Origin of the sequence: Nocardia sp. NPDC019323 (genome assembly GCF_044389845.1) — a bacterium.
GTDB classification, from domain to species: Bacteria; Actinomycetota; Actinomycetes; order Mycobacteriales; family Mycobacteriaceae; genus Nocardia; species Nocardia implantans.
Genome location: NZ_JBIRYN010000011.1, coordinates 104,745 through 124,009, shown reverse-complemented (window position 1 = coordinate 124,009; position 19,265 = coordinate 104,745). Strand labels below are relative to the sequence as shown.

Annotated in this window: 16 protein-coding genes; 10 read left to right on the top strand and 6 right to left on the bottom strand. The window is 70.5% G+C overall.

Going from position 1 to position 19,265, the window contains the following annotated elements; translation table 11 throughout:
- Nucleotides 1–27 precede the first annotated feature (27 nt).
- The 4 genes from ACH49X_RS29860 (at nt 28) to ACH49X_RS29845 (ending at nt 4,946) form a co-directional block, all read left to right on the top strand.
- Nucleotides 28–1,404 (top strand): phosphomannomutase/phosphoglucomutase, encoded by a 1,377-nt coding sequence (locus ACH49X_RS29860; protein WP_195082036.1) that lies wholly within the window; start codon nt 28–30, stop codon nt 1,402–1,404.
- 118 nt (nt 1,405–1,522) lie between these two features.
- Nucleotides 1,523–2,725 carry a tobH protein gene (locus ACH49X_RS29855; protein WP_195082037.1) on the top strand — a complete coding sequence of 401 codons (1,203 nt, stop codon included), beginning with the start codon at nt 1,523–1,525 and terminating at the stop codon, nt 2,723–2,725.
- Nucleotides 2,725–3,945, top strand: a complete 1,221-nt coding sequence (gene manA / locus ACH49X_RS29850) for a mannose-6-phosphate isomerase, class I (protein WP_195082038.1) — start codon at nt 2,725–2,727, stop codon at nt 3,943–3,945. Before ACH49X_RS29855 ends, manA begins: the two co-directional genes overlap by 1 nt.
- A gap of 74 nt (nt 3,946–4,019) precedes the next feature.
- Nucleotides 4,020–4,946, top strand: a complete 927-nt coding sequence (locus tag ACH49X_RS29845) for a cation diffusion facilitator family transporter (protein ID WP_195082039.1) — start codon at nt 4,020–4,022, stop codon at nt 4,944–4,946.
- A 24-nt stretch (nt 4,947–4,970) separates the two neighbouring features.
- On the opposite strand, the gene ACH49X_RS29840 is transcribed toward ACH49X_RS29845, so the two are convergent.
- The gene (locus tag ACH49X_RS29840) at nt 4,971–6,440 is read right to left on the bottom strand and encodes an NAD(P)/FAD-dependent oxidoreductase (protein ID WP_195082040.1); all 1,470 of its coding nucleotides are present in this window, start codon (nt 6,438–6,440) and stop codon (nt 4,971–4,973) included.
- A gap of 263 nt (nt 6,441–6,703) precedes the next feature.
- On the opposite strand from ACH49X_RS29840, the gene ACH49X_RS29835 reads away from it, so the two are divergent.
- A complete protein-coding gene (locus ACH49X_RS29835; protein ID WP_195082041.1) occupies nt 6,704–6,919 on the top strand; it encodes a DUF4287 domain-containing protein in 216 nt (71 codons plus the stop codon).
- Between the two features lie 54 nt (nt 6,920–6,973).
- Here ACH49X_RS29835 and ACH49X_RS29830 read toward each other — a convergent pair whose 3' ends face one another.
- A complete protein-coding gene (locus ACH49X_RS29830) occupies nt 6,974–8,332 on the bottom strand; it encodes a cation:dicarboxylate symporter family transporter (protein WP_195082042.1) in 1,359 nt (452 codons plus the stop codon).
- A 122-nt stretch (nt 8,333–8,454) separates the two neighbouring features.
- Between ACH49X_RS29830 and ACH49X_RS29825 the strand changes: the two genes are divergently transcribed.
- Nucleotides 8,455–10,026, top strand: coding sequence for an ATP-binding protein (locus tag ACH49X_RS29825; protein ID WP_397071454.1), 1,572 nt, complete (start codon nt 8,455–8,457; stop codon nt 10,024–10,026).
- Nucleotides 10,023–10,724 (top strand): response regulator, encoded by a 702-nt coding sequence (locus ACH49X_RS29820; RefSeq protein WP_195082043.1) that lies wholly within the window; start codon nt 10,023–10,025, stop codon nt 10,722–10,724. The genes ACH49X_RS29825 and ACH49X_RS29820 overlap by 4 nt, the downstream gene beginning before the upstream one ends.
- Here ACH49X_RS29820 and ACH49X_RS29815 read toward each other — a convergent pair whose 3' ends face one another.
- From ACH49X_RS29815 to ACH49X_RS29805, 3 genes are all read right to left on the bottom strand, one after another.
- Nucleotides 10,725–12,026, bottom strand: coding sequence for a cytochrome P450 (locus ACH49X_RS29815; protein ID WP_195082044.1), 1,302 nt, complete (start codon nt 12,024–12,026; stop codon nt 10,725–10,727). It abuts the gene before it with no gap.
- 104 nt (nt 12,027–12,130) lie between these two features.
- The gene (locus tag ACH49X_RS29810; protein WP_195082045.1) at nt 12,131–12,853 is read right to left on the bottom strand and encodes a TIGR03089 family protein; all 723 of its coding nucleotides are present in this window, start codon (nt 12,851–12,853) and stop codon (nt 12,131–12,133) included.
- A gap of 3 nt (nt 12,854–12,856) precedes the next feature.
- A complete protein-coding gene (locus ACH49X_RS29805; protein ID WP_195082149.1) occupies nt 12,857–14,281 on the bottom strand; it encodes an LCP family protein in 1,425 nt (474 codons plus the stop codon).
- Between the two features lie 243 nt (nt 14,282–14,524).
- Between ACH49X_RS29805 and rfbD the strand changes: the two genes are divergently transcribed.
- The 3 genes from rfbD to ACH49X_RS29790 all read left to right on the top strand — a co-directional run bounded on the left by rfbD (nt 14,525) and on the right by ACH49X_RS29790 (nt 17,642).
- Nucleotides 14,525–15,394 (top strand): dTDP-4-dehydrorhamnose reductase, encoded by an 870-nt coding sequence (gene rfbD / locus ACH49X_RS29800; RefSeq protein ID WP_323124385.1) that lies wholly within the window; start codon nt 14,525–14,527, stop codon nt 15,392–15,394.
- Between the two features lie 227 nt (nt 15,395–15,621).
- Nucleotides 15,622–16,518, top strand: a complete 897-nt coding sequence (locus tag ACH49X_RS29795) for a glycosyltransferase family 2 protein (protein ID WP_195082046.1) — start codon at nt 15,622–15,624, stop codon at nt 16,516–16,518.
- Nucleotides 16,519–16,562: 44 nt separating this feature from the next.
- On the top strand, nt 16,563–17,642 hold the full coding sequence (locus ACH49X_RS29790) for a sugar phosphate nucleotidyltransferase (RefSeq protein WP_195082047.1): 1,080 nt from the start codon (nt 16,563–16,565) through the stop codon (nt 17,640–17,642).
- Nucleotides 17,643–17,662: 20 nt separating this feature from the next.
- Here the strand turns inward: ACH49X_RS29790 and ACH49X_RS29785 are convergent, their stop codons facing one another.
- Nucleotides 17,663–19,258, bottom strand: coding sequence for a carboxylesterase/lipase family protein (locus tag ACH49X_RS29785; protein ID WP_357207837.1), 1,596 nt, complete (start codon nt 19,256–19,258; stop codon nt 17,663–17,665).
- Nucleotides 19,259–19,265 lie beyond the last annotated feature (7 nt).

The window sequence follows — 19,265 nt, the reverse complement described above, 5'->3', positions numbered from 1 at the left end:
TCCGGCGCAACCACTAGGGTGTTGGGCATGACAGTCGCCCGCTCTGCCGAATTCGTGAACGCGGTGATCAAGGCCTACGACGTTCGCGGTGTTGTCGGTGACCAAATCGACGCGGAATTCGTCAGGGACGTCGGCGCGTCCTTCGCGCGGCTGATGCGCGCCGAAGGCGCCCGCCGGATCGTCATCGGGCACGACATGCGCGATTCCTCCCCCGAGCTGTCGGCCGCCTTCGCCGACGGCGCGCTCGGCCAGGGCCTCGACGTGGTGCACATCGGCCTGGCCTCGACCGACCAGCTGTACTTCGCCTCCGGCCGCCTGGACTGTCCCGGCGCCATGTTCACCGCCAGCCACAACCCGGCCCGCTACAACGGCATCAAACTGTGCCGCGCCAAGGCCCTTCCGGTCGGTCAGGACACCGGGCTGGCCACCATCAAGAACGAACTGATCGACGGCGTGCCCGCGTACGCGGGCGAGCGCGGCACCGCGACCGAACTCGACCTGCTGACCGAGTACGCCGACTTCCTGCGCGGCCTGGTCGATCTCGGCGGCATCCGCCCGCTCACCATCGCGGTGGACGCGGGCAACGGCATGGGCGGGTACACCGTGCCCGCGGTGCTCGGCGCGCTGCCCCAGGTGACGATCGTGCCGCTGTACTTCGAGCTGGACGGCACCTTCCCCAACCACGAGGCCAACCCGCTGGACCCGGCGAACCTGGTGGACCTGCAGAAGCTGGTGCGCGAGTCCGGCGCGGACATCGGCCTCGCGTTCGACGGCGACGCCGACCGCTGCTTCGTCGTGGACGAGAACGGCGACCCGGTGTCCCCCTCGGCGATCACCGCCCTGGTGGCCGAGCGCGAACTGGCCAAGGAGCCCGGCGCGGTGATCATCCACAATCTGATCACCTCCCGCGCCGTGCCGGAGCTGGTGCACGAGCTGGGTGGAACGCCGGTGCGCACGCGGGTCGGGCACTCGTTCATCAAGCAGGAGATGGCCGCCACCGGAGCGGTGTTCGGCGGCGAGCACTCCGCGCACTACTACTTCCGCGACTTCTGGGGCGCCGACTCCGGGATGCTGGCGGCGTTGCACGTGTTGGCCGCGCTGGGTGAGAAGGACCGGCCGGTGTCGGAGCTGATGGCGTCCTACGCCACCTACGCGGCTTCCGGGGAGATCAACTCCACCGTGGCCGACGCCGCGGAGCGGACGCTGGCCGTCGTCGACGCCTTCGCCGACCGGGCGCATTCGGTGGACCGGCTGGACGGGGTGACCGTGCAATTGGCCGACAACGCCTGGTTCAACCTGCGCGCGTCGAATACCGAGCCGTTGCTCCGGCTGAACGTCGAAGCCAGATCGGCGGAGGAAGTAGACGCACTCGTGACCGAGATCCTGGGCATCGTTCGCTCCTGACTGGAATAGTGGAATCACAGGCCTTGGATTCGTCCGTCTCGGTCTCGGTGTGGCAGCTGGACCGGGTGGGCGCGGGGGCGGAAAAGACACAGCGCGATGAGGGGAGGTGGGACGCCCGATGATCGCTGGAACACCGGTGCTCGACCTCGACGATGCCGCTTCACTCGAGGCCGCCGACGCAGGCGGCGCCCTTCGCTCGGCCGCTTCCGGCGGCGCCCAGGTCCGCGCCACCGCGGCGGCCGTCGGTGAGGACGCGCTGGCCCGATTGGCCGATCTGCGACCGCGCAGCGTGGTGCTGGTCTCCGGTTCCGGGCGTGCCGCACGCGCCGCCGGACTGCTCGTGGCCGCGCTCGGCGACCGGGCGGGTCTGCCCGTCGTGCCCGCCGCCGCCTTGCCCCCTTGGGTGGGGCCGCTGGACGTCGTGCTGGTCTCCGGCGATGACGCGGGCGATCCGCGCCTGATCGACGCCGTCGACCGGGCGCTGCGCCGCGGCGCCGAGGTGGTCGTCGCCGCGCCGCACGAGGGGCCGCTGCGCGCCGCCGCGGCAGGGCGCGCCGCCGTGCTGGAACCCCGGGTGCAGGTGCTCGGGTACAACCGCCTGCTGCGCTTCCTGGCCGCCGGAATCGCGGTCCTGCGCGCGGTCGACCCCCAGCGCACCGGAGCCGTGGTCCCGGAACTCGCCGACCTGGCCGACGTGCTGGACGCGGAGGCGCTGCGCGACGGCCCGCACAACGAGGTCTTCCACAACCCCGCCAAGACGCTGGCCGCCCGGATGCAGCAGCGGGGCGTGGTGCTCGCGGGCGATTCGCCCGCCGCCGCCGAACTGGCCGAGCACGGCGCCGAGGTACTGCTGCAGTCCGCGGGCAAGGTCGCCACCGCGGTGGATCTGGCCGAAGCCGTGGCCGCGCGGACCAGGATGGCCGAGGCGGCGGGCGAATCCGCGCCCGGCTACGACCCGCTGTTCCACGACGAGGAACTGGACGGTCCCGCGCCCGTGGAACGCATCCGGGTGTTCGTGCTCAGCGCCGATCGCGATCGGGCGGCCGCGCGCAGGCGCATCGCGGTGTTCGGCGGCGAGGCGGCGAGCATGGTCGACGCCGATCTGGTGAACGCCGACGTCGACCTGCTGCACACGGAGATGACCGACCCGGCCGCGCCCGCGCAGACCCATGCCGAAGAGGCCGTGCCCGCCAACGGCACCGAACTCGAACAGCTCGCGGTGCTCGCGTTGCGACTGGAGATGGCGGCCGCCTATCTGCGGCTGATCGGCTCGCGCACCGCACCGGCCGACAGCCAGGAGCAGTACGGGGGAAGCTACTAGTGCACGAACTCGTTGGTGCGCTGCGCTCGTATGCCTGGGGCTCGCGCACCGCGCTCGCTCAGCTGTGCGGCAGGCCGGTGCCGTCGGCGCATCCGGAGGCCGAACTGTGGTTCGGCGCCCACCCGGCCGATCCGGCGTACGTGAAGGCCGGCACCGACGCCGTCTCGCTGCAGGAACTGATCGCCGCCGACCCGAGCCGGGAACTGGGCTGGGTCGCAACCCGATTCGGCGAGAAGCTGCCGTTCCTGCTCAAGATCCTGGCCGCCGAGGAGCCGCTGTCGCTGCAGGCCCACCCGAGCACGGAGCAGGCGCGGGCCGGTTTCGAGCGGGAGAACCGCGCGAAGGTGCCGCTGAACTCGCCACTGCGCAACTACCGCGACGACAACCACAAACCCGAGCTGATCGTCGCGCTGGACCGGCTGGAGGCGCTGGCCGGCTTCCGCGATCCGCACCGCACCGTCGCGTTGCTGCGCGCGCTGGCGGTGGACGGATTGCGCTCCTACTGCGAACTGCTTGCCGCGCAACCGGACAAGGCCGGCCTGCGCACCCTGTTCACCACGTGGATCACGCTGCCGCAGCAGGTGCTGGCCACGCTGCTGCCCGAGGTGCTCGACGGCTGCGTGCGGTATCTGTCGGGCAAGGGCGCCCGCGAGTTCACGGCCGAGGCGCGCACGACGCTCGAATTGGCCGAGGCCTACCCGGGCGACGCGGGCGTGCTTGCGGCGCTGCTGCTGAACCGGGTGACCCTGGAGCCGGGCCAGGGATTGTTCCTCGCGGCCGGGAATCTGCACGCCTACCTGCGCGGGGTCGGCGTGGAGATCATGGCCAACTCCGACAATGTGCTGCGCGGCGGCCTCACCCCCAAGCACGTCGACGTGCCGGAATTGTTGCGCGTGCTGGATTTCGAGCCGATCGACTTGCCCGCGGTGCTGCCCGAGCCCGCCGGTGACGGGTCGGTGCGCTATCGCACGCCCACGTCGGAGTTCGCGCTGCGCCGCTTCGATCTGGTCGCCGGTTCCGCGCGGGTGCCGCTGACCCCGGCGGGCCCGGCGATCGTACTGTGCACGGCGGGCACGGTGCGGCTGTTGCGGAACGACTCGTCGCTGGAGCTCACCCGGGGTGCGGCGGCGTGGATCTCCGCCGCCGACACCGATATTCGCGCGCAGGCGGTGGACGGTGCCGTCCAGCTGTTCTGCGCGTCCGTCGGCGCGATCGGCTGACCGATCCGGAACGCCGGTTTCCGGGTGTCCTAGTCTGTTCGCTGGTATCTCGAAAACAGAGAGGACACGCTTCCATGTCGGCTGGCGGTGGCAAGAAGGCGATCGTCGCGGCGTTGACCGCGAACGCGGGGATCGCCGCGGCGAAGTTCGTCGGTGCGGCGATCACGGGCTCGGGGTCGATGCTCGCCGAGGCCGTGCACTCCGTGGCCGACACGGGCAACCAGGGGCTGTTGCTGCTGGGCCAGCGGCGCGCCGCGAAGGAAGCCGACGAGCTGCACCCCTTCGGCTACGCGCGCAACCGCTACTTCTATTCGTTCATCGTGGCGCTGGTGCTGTTCACCCTCGGGTCGGGTTACGCCATCTACGAGGGCATCCACAAGATCCAGCATCCGGAGGAGCTGAGTTCGCCGATCGTGGCTGTCGTCATCCTCGTGATCGCGATCGCGCTGGAGACCTACAGCTTCACCACGGCGATACGCGAGTCCGCGCCGCTGAAGGGGGACGCGAGCTGGTGGCGGTTCATCCGCAATTCGCGCAGCCCCGAGCTGCCGGTGGTGTTGCTGGAGGACACCGGCGCGCTGATCGGCCTGATCTTCGCGTTCGCGGGCGTCGGCCTGACCATGCTCACCGACGACCCGGTCTGGGACGGCATCGGCACGCTGGCCATCGGCGGGCTGCTGGGCGTCATCGCGATCGTGCTGATCGTGGAGATGCAGAGCCTGCTGATCGGCGAGGGCGCCACGCCGCAGGAGAACCGGTTGATCCGCGCGAACCTGATCGACGAGACCCGCATCGATCGGGTGATCCACCTCAAGACGCAATACCTCGGGCCCGAGGAACTGCTCGTGGCCGCGAAGGTCGGCGTCGTTCCCGGCCTCGACATCGCGGCGATCGCAGGCGCCATCGACGACGCCGAATCCCGCGTTCGCACCGCCGTGCCCGCAGCGCGCGTCATCTACCTCGAACCCGATCTCTACCGCACCCAGCCCGCCCAGAGTTGACGATCCGGCGACCGCGGGCAGCGCTCAGCGGTGCTGGACCGCCGGGGCGCGCAGGAGATCGAGCGGGTCGGTGCGGACGTCGAAGCGGTCGTGCAGGGCGTGCCGGGCGGCGTGCAGCCCGCACATGCCGTGGACTCCCGGACCCGGCGGCGTCGCGGACGAGCACAGATAGACGCCGGGAATCGGTGTGGCATAGGGGTTCCAGCGTGGCGCGGGCCGGAACGCGAACTGGCGCAGCGTCATCGCGCCCGCGGAGATGTCGCCGCCGATGTAGTTGGCGTTGTGCGCGGGCATTTCCGCCGCTGTGATCACGTTCTTCGCGACGATCAGGTCGCGGAACCCCGGGGCGAACCGCTCGACTTGGCCGATCACCTCCTCACTCACGTCGCGGGTGGAACCGTTGGGCACGTGGGCATAGGTGTAGAAGGTGTGGCCGCCCGCCGGCGCGCGCGTTGGATCGACCACACCGGGCTGGATGGACAGCACGTAGGGCCGTTCGGCGTGTTTTCCCATGGCCACGGCGTGCTCGGCGGCCATGGCCTCGGCGCGGGTGCCGATCACGTGCACCGTTCCGGCGAGCTCGCAGCCGTCGGCCCGCCACGGCACCGGCCCGGAGAGCGCGAAGTCGATCTTGCACGCGGCGCCGCCGTACCGGAAACGCCGCAGCCGCTTCGCGTACCGCGCGGGTAACCGGTGCCCGGCGATGCGCAGTAGTTCGGCCGGGGCGAGGTCGAGCAGCACGGCGCGGGCGCAGGCGAACTCGTCGATGGAGTCGACGCGATGACCGGTGTGCACCCGGCCGCCGAGACGTTCGAGTTCGGCGATGAGCGCGTCGGGGATCGCCTGACTGCCGCCGCGCGGAATCACCCAGCCTCCGACGTGGGCCAGCGTGCCGAGCAGCAGCGCCGCGCCCGCGGCCGTGATCGCGCGCGGGGGAATGATCGCGTGCGTGGCGATGCCGGTCAGCAAGGCGGGTGCGACCTGGTCACGAAATCTGATGTTCCACAGCGGCGAGCCCTGCTCCAGGGTGCGCAGGCCGAAACGGATCGAGGTCGCCAGCCCGGACGGAATGCGGCGCAGATCCGACATCGCGAGGTCGACCACGTCCGGCCAGTGCCGCACCAGCGGAGCGAACAGTTCGCGCCATGCCGGACCGTCGGGACCGAGGTCGTCGACCGTCCGTTCCAGGTCTCGCCAGGCCAGCCCGGCCACCCCGCCGTCGAGCGGATGGGCGTAGGAGACCTCGGGGGCCAGCAACTCCACGCCGTGCGCGGTCAGGTCGAACGCGCGGAACAGCGGCGCGGCCGCCGCCATCGGATGCGCGCCCGCGCACACGTCGTGCCGGTAACCGGGCAAAGTCAGTTCCGCCGTACGGGATCCACCGCCTGCCGTCGCCTCGGCCTCGTACACCTCCACGGCGAGCCCCGCGCGGGCCAGGATCACCGCGGCGGCGAGGCCGTTCGGTCCGGAGCCGACCACCACCACATCAGCCATACCCCCACGCTACCGGCGGCGGGCTCGCCGACGCGGCCGTCAGGCTCGCGCCGCGCCCACGGCGGCGAGCCATTCCGCCACCACCGGGTCAGGCGCCGAATTCGCGGTTCCGTGGTCAGCCGTCCGTTCCGGTGCAGTGTGGCCAGGCCGTGCGGGCAACTCCAGGCGACCATGATCCCGGTCACTCTCCCGGCAATCCGATGACTTCGCGGCATCCGTCCCGTCTGCACCATCGAACGCACGACGAGCAAGGAGATCGACCAATGGCGACCAAGCCGCACGGCCCCGCGTCCTACTTCCCCTCCATCGAGGCCAAGTACGGCCGCTCCATCGAGGAATGGAAGGCCGCCATGCGCGAGACCGGCTCGAGCTCGCACAAGGAGCTGGTCGAGTGGCTGAAGACCGAGCACGGGTTCGGGCACGGCCATGCCAGCGCCCTCACCCAGCATTACCTGCACCCGGAGAAATGGACGGCCTGACCCCGGACATCACGAAGGGCCCGCGGATCCCGCGAGCCCTTCGTCGTGCGCGCGCTACGCCTCGACCAGATCCTTGGTCTCGGATTCCTGCGCCTGCGCCGGCGTCCCGTGGCCGTCGTCGACCATGGTCCGCTCGTCGAAGGGAAGTTCGCGATCGAGCACCTCGCGCACCCGGTCCACGTCGACGGTCTTGGTCCAGGTGCCGATCAGCACCGTGGCGACCGCGTTGCCGGAGAAGTTGGTCAGCGCCCGCGCCTCGGACATGAAGCGGTCGATGCCGACGATCAAGCCGACGCCGTCGAGCAACTCGGGCCGATGACTCTGCAACCCGCCCGCCAGCGTGGCCAGCCCGGCGCCGGTGACGCCGGCGGCGCCCTTGGACGCGACGATCATGAACACCAGCAGCCCGAGTTGCTCCCCGATGGACAGCGGCTTGCCCATCGCCTCCGCGATGAACAGCGATGCCATGGTCAGGTAGATGGCGGTGCCGTCGAGATTGAATGAATAGCCCGTCGGGACCACGACGCCGACGGTGGTGCGCTCGACGCCCATGTGGTCCATCTTCGCGATCAGCCGTGGCAGCGCCGATTCCGACGACGAGGTCGCGACGATCAGCAGGTACTCCCGCGCGAGGTAGCGCACCAGCTTGAAGATCGACACCCGGGACACGGCCCACAGCAGCGTGCCGAGCACGCCGAAGACGAAGACCACGCAGGTGAGGTAGAACGCGAGCATCAGCGTCCCCAGCTTCGCCACGGCATCCAGACCCGTCTTGCCGACCACGTTGGCGATCGCGCCGAACGCGCCGACCGGCGCCAGCCACAGGATCATCACCAGGATCCGGAACACGAGTTTCTGCAGCAGCGCCACGCCGCGCAGGATCGGCTCGCCCGTCGCGCCCATGGCCTGCACCGCGAATCCGACCAGCAGCGCGACGAACAGCGCCTGCAGCACGTTGCCGGTGGTGAGCGAGGACAGTAGCGTCGACGGCACGATGTTCTGGATGAATTCCCAGGTCCCGCCCGCGCTGTGGGCGGTATCGGCCAGCGTGTGACCCGCTTTGGCCGACGTGGCGATATTCAGTCCGGTACCCGGTTGCACCAGGTTGCCGACGACGAGACCGATTCCCAGCGCGATGGTCGACATGACCAGGAAGTAGCCGATGGCCAGCCCGCCGACCTTGCCGACGGTGGCCGCGGCGCGCACCGAGCCGATCCCGAGCACGATGGTGCAGAAGATGACCGGAGCGATCATCATCTTGATGAGGTTGACGAAGATGGTCCCCAGCGGAGCGAACGACTGCGCGACGCCCGGCGCCAGCCAGCCGACGAGGACGCCGGCGACCACAGCCACGATGACGGCCAGATACAGCCAATGGGTGCGGTCGTGCCGCGTTCGAGTCGAGTCGCTCATAGCGAGGATTTCCCTTCGAAAGGTACCGGCGCGAGGCGGCTCGCGCCTTCCAGGCAGAATGATGGTCGGCCGGGTGATCCCGGTCACTGTTTGGTGCATTACGTTCAGCGGAGGAAGAGCTTGTGAGACGCGGTCGGCTCTCCCTCGCCGGGCAGGCGTTCGTCTTCCAGTTGGTCGTGCTCGCGCTGATGATCGGGATCGGCGTTGTGCTCGCGGTGCTGGACGCCAGGCACGACAGCGACGTCACCACCACCAGGGAGGTCACCGACGTCGCGGTGAGCGTGGCCGACGCGCCCTCGACCATCGACGCGCTGCGCAGTCCGGATCCGACGGCGCTGCTGCAGCCGGTGACCGAGGAGATCCGGCACGAGACCGGCATGGATTTCATCGTGGTCATGGCGCCCGACCGGACCCGCTACACGCACACCAACCCCGCGATGATCGGACTGCCGTTCAGCGGCACCATCGATCGCGCGCTGGCGGGCGAGACCTTCACCGAGACGTTCACCGGCACGCTCGGTCCGTCCATCCGGGCGGTGACGCCGGTGCACGACCACGGGCGGATCGTCGCCCTGGTCTCCGCCGGGGTGACCCGCGCGAAGATCGGCGACCAGGTCGCCACCCAGTTCCCGGTGATCCTCGGCGTCGCTGGGGCCGGGCTGGTGCTGGCCGCGGGTGGTTCGTTCCTGTTGAGCCGCAGGCTGCGTCGGCAAACGCACGGCCTGGCGCCCGACGAGTTGCGCGCGATGTACGAGCACCACGACGCCGTGCTGCACTCGGTGCACGAGGGCCTGGTGGTGTTCGGCGCGTCGGGCGAGGACGCCGAAGTGGTCAACGACGAGGCGCGCCGCCTGCTCGACCTGCCCCCGGGCGAGGTGCGCCGCAGCGACCTGCCGCTGTCGTTGCAACGGATGAGCTGGGGCACCGTCCGCGACGAGATGCACGTGACCACCGACCGGATCCTGCTGGTCAACCAGGACACCGTGGAATGGGAAGGCCGGGCGATCGGCACCGTGATGACCATCCGCGATCACACCGAGTTACAAGCGGTGATGGGCGAACTCGACTCGGTGCGCAGCTTCGCCGCGTCGTTGCAGGCGCAGGCGCACGAGTCGGCCAACCGGTTGCACACCGTGGTCACCATGGTCGAGCTGGGCCGCCACCGCGAGGCCGTCGAGTTCGCCACCGCGGAACTCGAGTTGTCCCAGTCGCTGATCGATCGGCTGTTCGCCGCGGTGGGCGCGCCCGCCTTGGCCGCGCTGCTGCTCGGCAAGGTGAACCAGGCCGCCGAACGCGGCATCGAGCTGACCATCACCGACGACACCGCGCTCGACTCGGTGGACCCGCTGTCGCCGCACGAAACCGTCACGCTGGTGGGCAATCTCGTCGACAACGCGATCGATGCCGCGGCGGACAGCACGTCCGGCTGGGTGGAGGTCACGCTGCGCCACCAGCGAGCGGACGCGGGAGACGGTTCCACGCTCTACATCCGGGTCGCCGACAGCGGTCCGGGGATGTCGGCGGAGATGTTCGCGCGTGCGTCCCAGCGTGGCTATTCGACCAAGGCCGACCACCACGGGCTCGGTCTCGCGCTGGTCCACCGGCTGGTGGCCCGGCACGGGGGAAGCATTCGCACCGAACGGGATCCCGAAAGCGCGGTGACCGTGACGATCCCACGAAAGGAGGCACGATGATCCGTGTGCTGATCGTCGAGGACGAGCCGCTGATCGCCGAGGCTCACCGCGCCTATGTGGAGCGCATCGCCGGATTCACACCCGTCGGCATCGCCCACACCGGGCGCGAGGCGATGCGCGCGGCGGCCGACGCGGCGGCCGAGGGCACACCGATCGACCTGGTGCTGATGGACATCGGTCTCCCTGACGCCAGCGGCCTGGACGTCGCCGCCGCGCTGACCGGTCTCGCGCCGCGCCCGGACGTCATCGCGATCACGTCCGCGCGGGATCTGGCCATGGTGCGCACGGCGGTGTCGCACGGCGTCGTGCTGTATCTGCTGAAGCCGTTCACCTTCGCCGCCTTCCGCGACAAGCTGGACCGCTATCGCGAGTTCCGCACCGCGCTGCCGGCCGGTGAGAGCGCCATCTCCCAGCACGACATCGACCGGGCGTTGAGCGCCCTGCGCACCACCGACCAGCGCGCGACGACCCCCAAGGGCGTCGCGCCGCAGACTCTCGACGAGATCTCCCGCGCCGTGCGCGCGGCCGAGGCCGAGGGCGTGACCGCCGCGGACACCGCGACCTCGATCGGGGTCTCGCGCATCACCGCATGGCGCTATCTGGAGAAGCTCGCCGATGACGGATTGGTCGTCCGCCGCTCCGACTACGGCCGGGCCGGACGTCCGAAGACCCGCTACGTGTGGAAGACCACGGGCTGATCAGACCGGCTCCGGGGCCTGCGCGCGCTGGCCGAGGTGCACCGGCATCCGCTCGTACCCGTGCAGGGTGAACAACGCGCGCCGCCGCAGCGGTCCGTCCAGGCGCAGGTCGGGGAACCGGTCGAACAGGGCTTGCAGCGCGTACACGCCTTCCATCCGAGCCAGGCTCGCTCCCAGGCAGACGTGCACGCCGCTGCTGAACGACAGGTGATCCTTCGCGTTCTCGCGCCCGACGTCGAACCGTCCTGGATCGGCGAAGACCGCGGGATCGCGATTGGCGCCCGCCAGCGACAGCACCACCGTGTTGCCCGCGCGCACCGGGACGCCGTCGATCTCCACGTCGGTCAGCGCGGTGCGCGCCGTGGTCTGCACCGGGGAGTCGAAGCGCAGGATCTCCTCGACGGCGTTGGGCCACAGCTCCGGCTCTTCGCGCAGCAGCTCCAGCTGATCCGGATGGGCCAGCAACTGCGCGACACCGTTGCCGATCAGGTTGACCGTGGTCTCGAAGCCTGCGCCCATGAGCAGGCTCGCGGTGGCCTTGAGCGCGTAGGAGTCCAGCTCACCCGCGGTGACCAGGCTGCTGAGGATGTCCTCGCCCGGCTCGCGGCGCAACCGCTCGATGTGCCGGTCGAGATAGTCGTTCATCACCTCCATGGCCCGCATCGCCTTCCGGTGCGCGCGCCACGGGATACCGACGTCGAGCAGGGGCGTCATCTGGTCGCCCCAGTTCAGGAACAGCGCCTTGTCCTCGTCCGGGAAGCCGAGCATCTCCGAGATGATGGCGATCGGCACCTGGGAGGCGAACGAGTGGATCAGGTCCGCGGAACCGTGGGAGGGCAGACCGTCCAGCAATTCCTCGGTGACCGTCTCGACGCGGTCGCGCAGCCTGCGGATCGCGCGCGGGGTGAACGCCGATGCCACCGGTTTGCGCATCGCGGTGTGTTCCGGCGGGTCGATCACCAGCATCGACGGCGGCTCCACCGGATTCGGCGGCAGCGGGAAACGCTCGGCGAGCTTGCGCAACGGCTTGGGGATGTTGAAGCTCTCCGTGGTGCGCACGCCGAAGCGGCTGTCGCGCAGGATGGAGCGGCACAGCTCGTGGTCGAAGGTCGCGAACGCGATCGGGGTGCGCAGCAGCCTTGTCTCGCCGCGCAAGCGCTCGATCAGCGGATAGGGGTCGTCGAAGCCGGCCTGGCCTGCCATCAGTTCGGCGAACGGATCACCGCGGCGCGCCTGCGTGCGCAGGACGAGACGAGGCGCGCCCTGCACGGACAACCAGCGGAACCAATAATGCGGCTTCATAGTCCAACCTCGTCGTCGTGGCGATGAGTCCACCGTACGGAACCGTGCGCGGTTGTGGAACGTCCTCAGGTCGGATCCGGCGCTTATACCGTGGTAGGAGCGGCTCAGCCGCGCTGCGCGGTCACCCGCTCCGAAGCGATGCGCCGCTCACGCAGCGCCGGATCGGGGTTGACCACCTGCACCAGCGACGCGCCCGCGGCCAGCACCGCGAGATATCCGTCGATCAGTTCGGCCGGGGTGTCCCACGGCGTGCTCGACAGCACCCGGTCCCCTTCGGCGAAGCCCTGGCGCATGGCCGATTTCCGCGCCTCGGCGAGCACCTCCTTGACCGGCATGCCGTCGAGCGCGACGCCGGCGCCGCGCGGGAGGAACTGGTCGCCGTGCACGCGCACCGAGGTGGCGAAGTCGGTGACGCCGACCGGCAGGTCGCGCACCGGCGAACCCATGGCGTCCAGCGACAGCGCGGCGACCTCGCCCGCTCCGTCGGCCTCGTCCAGGCGGTCGGGGGTGACCAGGGCCAGATCGGCGTCCCGGTCCGGCTGCAGCACCACCTCGGTGCCCGCCCACCAGCAGCCAAGCAACACCGCGGCGGTCTGCCAGTGCGCAGGCAGCAGGACCGCGACCCGCGCGCCGGGACTCAGGCCGAACTCGTCGCGAATCAGATTGGCGGTCTTGGCCGCCCAGTTCGCCAGCGTCGCGCCGGACAGCTCGATGCGCGCGCCGGTGGCGTCGTCGTAGTAGGTGACGCGCGGGCCTGCGGGTTCGCGGGCGAGGATGGGATCGAGTACCGCTTCGGTGAGCGTATGTGCCTGGTCGATGTCACGCATGGTTCAGTTCACGCATTTCGGTCCGTTCTGGCCTGCGTCGATCGGTGGAGCGGGCGGGACTGGTGTGGCCGCGGTCGACGTTCCGGACAGATCGAACATCCGGCTCGCCGACGAGCCCGGACCAGAATAGTCGCTCGCCAGCACGACACTCACCGAATCCGGGGACAGCGCCGGATCGGCGAGCACCGTCAGCCCGCCGAGCGCCTTGGCCACCGCCTGCGCCTTCGGGCTCGCGGTGTCCGCCGCGAGCACCCGGCTGCCGGTGACGCGAGTGCCGGTGTAGTTGGACACCGTGCCTTGGCGAAAACCCTTGGCGCTCAACGCTTGCGCGACCTCGGCCGCGAGCCCGCCGATGCCGCCCGCGTTGTAGACGCTGACCGTCACCGTCGCGGGATCGAAGCCCGTCTCGGCATTGCGCGGGGCGGGGTTGTCGCCGACCAGCGAGGCGACGTAGGACTTGACCGCTTTGGGCTCGACCTTGACCACCGATTCGCCGTTGCCGGTCTCGCCGTTGAGGTCGGCGACCGGAATGGTCTCGAATTTCACCTGACCGCCGGACAGGTCCTTCAACCGTTGCAGGAAGGCCAGCACGTCCCAGTCCTCGTCCAGCACGATCGTCCGCCCCACCGCTTCGCTGAGTTGCTGGAGCTTGGCCGGGTTGCCCAGCGTCTTCGCGCTGAGCACCTGCTGCACCAGCTGCGCCATGAACACCTGCTGGCGCACGATGCGATCGATGTCGCCGCGCGGCAGGTCGTGGCGCTGGCGCACGAAACTCAGTGCCCGCGGGCCGTCCAGCCGCTGCCGTCCCGCGGGGAACCTGGCGCCGGACATCCACTCGTCGACCGGGTTCTTCAGACACACCTCGACTCCGCCGACGGCGTCGGTGAGCAGCGCGAAGCCGAGCAGACTCACCTCGGCGTAGTGGTCGACGGTGATGCCGGTGAGCCCGGCCACCGTCTTGATCAGCGCCTGTCTGCCCGCCTGAGTGGACTGCCGCTCCGCCTCGTCGTTGGCGGCCCCCTGGTCGAGGAGCTTCTGGAACTGGGTCGCCTTCGTCGCGCCGTAGGCGGAGTTGATCTTGCCCATCCCCAGGCCGGGAATGTTGACGTAGGAATCGCGCGGAATCGAGATCGCGGTGGCCGAGCGTCCGTCGTTGGGCACGCGCAGCAGGACGATGGTGTCGGTGTTGGTGCCCACCTCGTCGCCGGCGTGCAGCATCGCGCGCTCGGCGTCCGAGAGCGGATTGCCGTGCGCGTCGGTGCGGCTGTCCACACCGACCAGCAGGATGTCCACCGCGCCGTCGCGACTGCCGCCCAGGCCGAGATCGCCGAGTCGCTCGATGTTCGCGACCAGCCCGTCGACGCTGTGCCAGGCGAAACCGGTGAGCACCAGCACGGTGACGGCGGCGGCCACGGCGAGCGAGCGCAACGGCCCGAAGGCCCGGTCGCCGGACCCGGTCGCCCGCGACGCCGCCGATGTGCCCCTCCGCTGCGACAAGTCCGCATCCTCTCGCCGAAACTCGGTGTACCGGCGACGCGTGCGCAACCGATCCGCCACCCTGGTTACCGCTCGCCCCGCCCGATTTCGGGATCCCCCGATAGCACAAGGCTATCGAAAGGTGGTCGCGAACGGCCGTAACCGAGAACGTGGCGGCGTGCCAGACTTGCGCCCGTGACCGACCCCACCGCGCCCGCGTCCACCGTGCCCGCTCGCCTCGTCGTCACCGGGGCGAACGGACAGGTGGGCCGGGAACTGCGGCGTCTCGCTCCGGCCGCCAGCGGCTACGGGCGCGCCGAACTCGACATCACCGACCCCGCCGCCGTGCGCGCGGTACTCGCGCCCGGCGACGTGGTGCTGAACTGCGCCGCCTATACCGCCGTCGACCTGGCCGAGACCGAAGCCGAGGCGGCGTACGCGGGCAACGCCACCGGACCGGCCGTGCTCGCAGGCGTCTGCGCTGACGTCGGCGCCCGGCTGATCCATCTGTCCACCGATTACGTCTTTCCAGGTACCCACGATCGGCCGTACGACACTGCCGATGTGACCGGACCGACCTCCGTGTACGGGGCGTCCAAGCTCGCGGGCGAACAGGCGGTGCTGAGCCGCTGCCCGGACGCGCACGTGGTGCGCACGGCGTGGGTATACACCGGGCGCGGCGGCGATTTCGTCGCCACGATGCTGCGGCTGGAGCGCGAACGCGACACCGTCGACGTGGTCGATGACGAGGTCGGCTCTCCCACCTACGCCGCCGACCTGGCCGCCGCGCTGCTGGAATTGGCGGGCAGACCGGACGCGCCACGGGTGCTGCACGCCACCAACGCCGGACGGGCCAGCCGGTTCGAACTCGCCCGCGCGGTGTTCGCCGGGGTCGGCGCCGATCCCGAACGCGTCCGGCCGTGCGACTCCTCCGCGTTCCCCAGACCCGCACGGCGCCCGGCGTTCTCGGTGCTGTCGCCGCGCGCCTGGAACGACGCGGGGCTCACGCCGCTGCGGGATTGGCAGGCCGCGCTGAGCGACGCCCTGGCGCGGCGGTCCGATTGAGGCGACCTTCCTCAATCAAGCCCTCCGCCGCTGCTGCGGCCAACCGCGAATCATCAGCACACGCCCGGCGACTGCTGTCATCAGGTCTCCCGACACCACTGGGAGCCCTCGCGAATCATCGGCACACGCCTTCCGACTGCCTGCCCGCGGCGCGGTCCGCCATCCCCGCGACCATGCGCGGACTATCGGGGGACGGCTCGCGCCCGCGCCCGTTAAGGTTGGCTGTCGTGAGTGATTCCGCATCCGCCGCGCCCGCGGGCCTGGCCGTCGTCACGGTGACCTACTCGCCGGGTGAACACCTCGAGCACTTCATCAGCACGCTAGCCGGGGCCACCGCCGAGAAACCTCAGGTGATCCTCGCCGACAACGGCTCGGTGGACGGTGTGCCGGAGCTGGTCGCCGAGGCCAATTCCCACGTGCGGCTGCTGCGCACCGGCGGCAACATCGGTTACGGCGGCGCGATCAACCGGGCGGTCGCGGAGATCGATCCGGCGATCGAGTTCATCGTGATCGCCAACCCGGACATCCGCTGGGGCACCGATTCCATCGACAAACTGCTCGCCGCCGCCAAGCGCTGGCCGCGCGCGGGCGCGCTCGGGCCGCTGGTGCTCGAGCCGGACGGCAGCGTGTACCCGTCGGCCCGCCGGGTGCCCGGCCTGCTGGACGGCGCCGGACACGCGATCCTGGGCACGGTGTGGAAGTCCAACCCGTGGACCCGCCGCTACCGGCAGGAGAACGAGGAGATCTCCGAGCGGGCCGTCGGCTGGCTGTCGGGTTCGTGCCTGCTGGTGCGGCGCGCGGCGTTCGACTCGATCGACGGCTTCGACTCCCGCTACTTCATGTACATGGAGGACGTCGACTTCGGTGACCGGATGGGCAAGGCGGGCTGGCACAACGTTTTCGTGCCGGACGCCGAGGTCACCCACGCCAAGGGTCACGCGGCGGGACGTCATCCCGAGAAGATGCTGCCCGCCCACCACGCCAGCGCCTACCGGTTCCAGGCCGACCGGCATCCGCACTGGTGGCAGGCTCCGCTGCGGCTGGCGCTGCGGGCCGGACTTGCGATCCGCTCACGGATTGCGGTTCGATCTGCCCTGCGCCAGCAGGCGCGCGACGCCGGGTGACCGGCGACGCCGGCAAGAAACGACCTTGTGAACAGGGGAGCTCGATGGCAGGAAATGCAGGCACCGACGCGGTGATCCTGGTCGGCGGGCAGGGAACGCGGCTGCGGCCGCTGACCCTCTCGGCGCCCAAGCCGATGCTGCCGACGGCCGGGCTCCCGTTCCTGACCCACCTGCTCGCCCGGATCGCCGAGGCCGGGATCACCCACGTGGTGCTGGGCACGTCGTTCAAGGCCGAGGTGTTCGAAGAGCACTTCGGCGACGGCTCCGAGCTGGGCCTGGAGATCGAGTACGTCACCGAGACCGAGCCGCTGGGCACCGGAGGCGCGATCCGCAACGTGCTGCCCAAGTTGCGCGCGGACAACGTGATGGTGTTCAACGGCGACGTGCTCGGCGGCACCGACCTCGGCGCGGTGCTCGACACGCACGAGTCCACCCGCGCGGATGTGACGTTGCACCTGGTCCGGGTCAGCGACCCGCGCGCGTTCGGCTGCGTGCCCACCGACGCGGACGGCCGGGTCACCGCGTTCCTGGAGAAGACCCAGGACCCGCCGACCGATCAGATCAACGCCGGATGCTACGTCTTCCGCCGCGAGTACATCGAGAAGATCCCGGCCGGGCGCCCGGTGTCGGTGGAGCGCGAGGTGTTCCCCGCGCTGCTGACCGAGGGCGCCCGCGTCCAGGGCTACGTCGACGCCTCCTACTGGCGCGACATGGGCACCCCCGAGGACTTCGTCCGCGGCTCCGCCGACCTGGTTCGCGGCATCGCGCCCTCCCCCGCCCTGCCGGGGCAGCGCGGTGAATCGCTGGTGCATCCCAGCGCAGGCGTCGCTCCCGGCGCGCTGCTCATCGGCGGCACGGTCGTCGGCCGCGGCGCGGAGATCGGGGCGGGCGCGCGCCTGGACGGCGCGGTCGTCTTCGACGGCGCGGTGATCGAGGCCGGCGCCACCGTCGAACGCACCATCATCGGCTTCGGGGCGCGCATCGGTCCCCGCGCACTGGTCCGCGACGGCGTCATCGGCGACGGCGCGAACATCGGCGCACGCTGCGAACTGCTGCGCGGCGCCCGCGTCTGGCCCGGCGTGGAGATTCCCGACGGCGGCATCCGCTTCTCCACCGACGTCTGAGGCCCCGACCCCGCACGCGGCTAGGAGAATCCCACGGCTTGCTGCCCCCAGGCGGTGTGCAGGTCGCGGTCGGGGTCGTCGACCACCCGATCGACGCTGTCGATGAGCAGCGTGGCGCGGGCTCCGAGCCGGTAGGGCCGCCAGTGCTTGGAGCCGTCGAGGGCGGCGGGCACGCCGTGCGCGGCGAAGGCCAGCCAGCGGCGCATCATGCGCCCGGAGACCTCCATGGCCGCCTTGCGCCCGCCGAGCCAGAAGGTGGGGTCGAGGTTCAGCGTGCCGAAATTGCCGAAGACGTAAGGCAATTCGGTGGCGTGACCAGCACCGACGCGGGCCGCCCTGAGCATGGGGGTGGCGTAGTCGAAGCGGTACATCCAGGTGGGCGAGTGCTCGGCGTGGCCGTCGGCCACCCAGTGCGCCGGCATCCGGAACGCCGCGTCGGTGGACATCGCCAGCGCGCCGCGCGCCTTGTTCAGGTCCGGGTAGGCCGAGGTGATCTCGGCGATGCGCTCGGCGGACAGCTCAGGGTGACCGGCCGCGACGTCACGCAGCATCGCGTTCACCGCGTCCGGCGTCACCGGCATGATCGGCGAGCGCAGCAGCCGGAACAGCGACGCCTCGTCCTTGTTGGTGCCGATGATCAACGGCACCCGGTGCGATAGTCCGCGCTGGAACCGGTCGATCGGGTAGGTCGGCAGCAGATCGCCGTCGACCACGGGCGCGGCGGCCAGCCGGCCCGGTTCCCGCAGCGGTATCTCGTCGAGCAGGACGCCCGCCGCGGCCACGATCCGCTCGATCGGGCAGTCCAGCAATTCCTCGGCCCTGGTCGCGGGCAGCTCGATCAGTTCGAGGAACCGCCGCGCCACCCTCGCGGCCCGTTCCTGCCCGAACACGGTGGTCGCGGGCGGGCTCTGCGCGATCGCCCGGTGGAACAGCCCGGCGGCGCGCGGCGCGGTGAGCAGCGCGGTGACGCAACCCGCTCCGGACGACTCGCCGAACAGCGTGACGTTGTCTGGATCGCCGCCGAACCCGGCGATGTTGTCGCGCACCCACTCCAGTGCGGAAATCTGGTCGTGCAGGCCGAGATTCGGCGCGAAGTCGGCGCCGAGGGAGGACAGGTCCAAGAAGCCGAGCGCACCGAGCCGATAGTTGACCCCGACGACCACCACGTCACCGGTCGCGGCCAGCTTGCGCCCGTCGTAGATCTGTTGCGCGGCGGTGCCGAGGCAGTACGCGCCGCCGTGCAGCCAGACCAGCACCGGGCGCGGTTCGGTTTCCCCGCCACGGGTCGGCTCGCCGGTTTCCGGCCGAGGTGACCAGACGTTGAGCCACAAACAATCCTCGCCCATGGTCAGGCCCGAGTCGATGGGAACCATGGTGCCCATCGTCTGCGGCGCGATATCCCCGAACGCGGTGCAGTCGCGCACTCCCTCCCAGGGCTGCGGGGGCCGCGGCGGAGCGAACCTGGCCGGACCGGTGGGGGCCGCCGCGTAGGGGATGCTGCGCCAGACGGACACCGACCCTTCGCGCACGCCGCGCACGTCGCCGTAAGCCGTTCGCGCGATGGGCTCGGCGCAACCGTCGGGACCGGGCACCGCCTCGGAGAACTGAGCGCGCATCGCAGAC

What these genes read in the sequence shown, in the direction of transcription:
- ACH49X_RS29830 (WP_195082042.1), bottom strand. Translation starts at nt 8,332, where the DNA reads ATGAGCGACTCGACTCGAACGCGGCACGACCGCACCCATTGGCTGTAT.
- ACH49X_RS29790 (WP_195082047.1), top strand. Translation starts at nt 16,563, where the DNA reads ATGGCAGGAAATGCAGGCACCGACGCGGTGATCCTGGTCGGCGGGCAG.
- ACH49X_RS29855 (WP_195082037.1), top strand. Translation starts at nt 1,523, where the DNA reads ATGATCGCTGGAACACCGGTGCTCGACCTCGACGATGCCGCTTCACTC.
- ACH49X_RS29820 (WP_195082043.1), top strand. Translation starts at nt 10,023, where the DNA reads ATGATCCGTGTGCTGATCGTCGAGGACGAGCCGCTGATCGCCGAGGCT.
- ACH49X_RS29810 (WP_195082045.1), bottom strand. Translation starts at nt 12,853, where the DNA reads ATGCGTGACATCGACCAGGCACATACGCTCACCGAAGCGGTACTCGAT.
- ACH49X_RS29860 (WP_195082036.1), top strand. Translation starts at nt 28, where the DNA reads ATGACAGTCGCCCGCTCTGCCGAATTCGTGAACGCGGTGATCAAGGCC.
- ACH49X_RS29840 (WP_195082040.1), bottom strand. Translation starts at nt 6,440, where the DNA reads ATGGCTGATGTGGTGGTGGTCGGCTCCGGACCGAACGGCCTCGCCGCC.
- ACH49X_RS29815 (WP_195082044.1), bottom strand. Translation starts at nt 12,026, where the DNA reads ATGAAGCCGCATTATTGGTTCCGCTGGTTGTCCGTGCAGGGCGCGCCT.
- ACH49X_RS29845 (WP_195082039.1), top strand. Translation starts at nt 4,020, where the DNA reads ATGTCGGCTGGCGGTGGCAAGAAGGCGATCGTCGCGGCGTTGACCGCG.
- ACH49X_RS29785 (WP_357207837.1), bottom strand. Translation starts at nt 19,258, where the DNA reads ATGCGCGCTCAGTTCTCCGAGGCGGTGCCCGGTCCCGACGGTTGCGCC.
- ACH49X_RS29835 (WP_195082041.1), top strand. Translation starts at nt 6,704, where the DNA reads ATGGCGACCAAGCCGCACGGCCCCGCGTCCTACTTCCCCTCCATCGAG.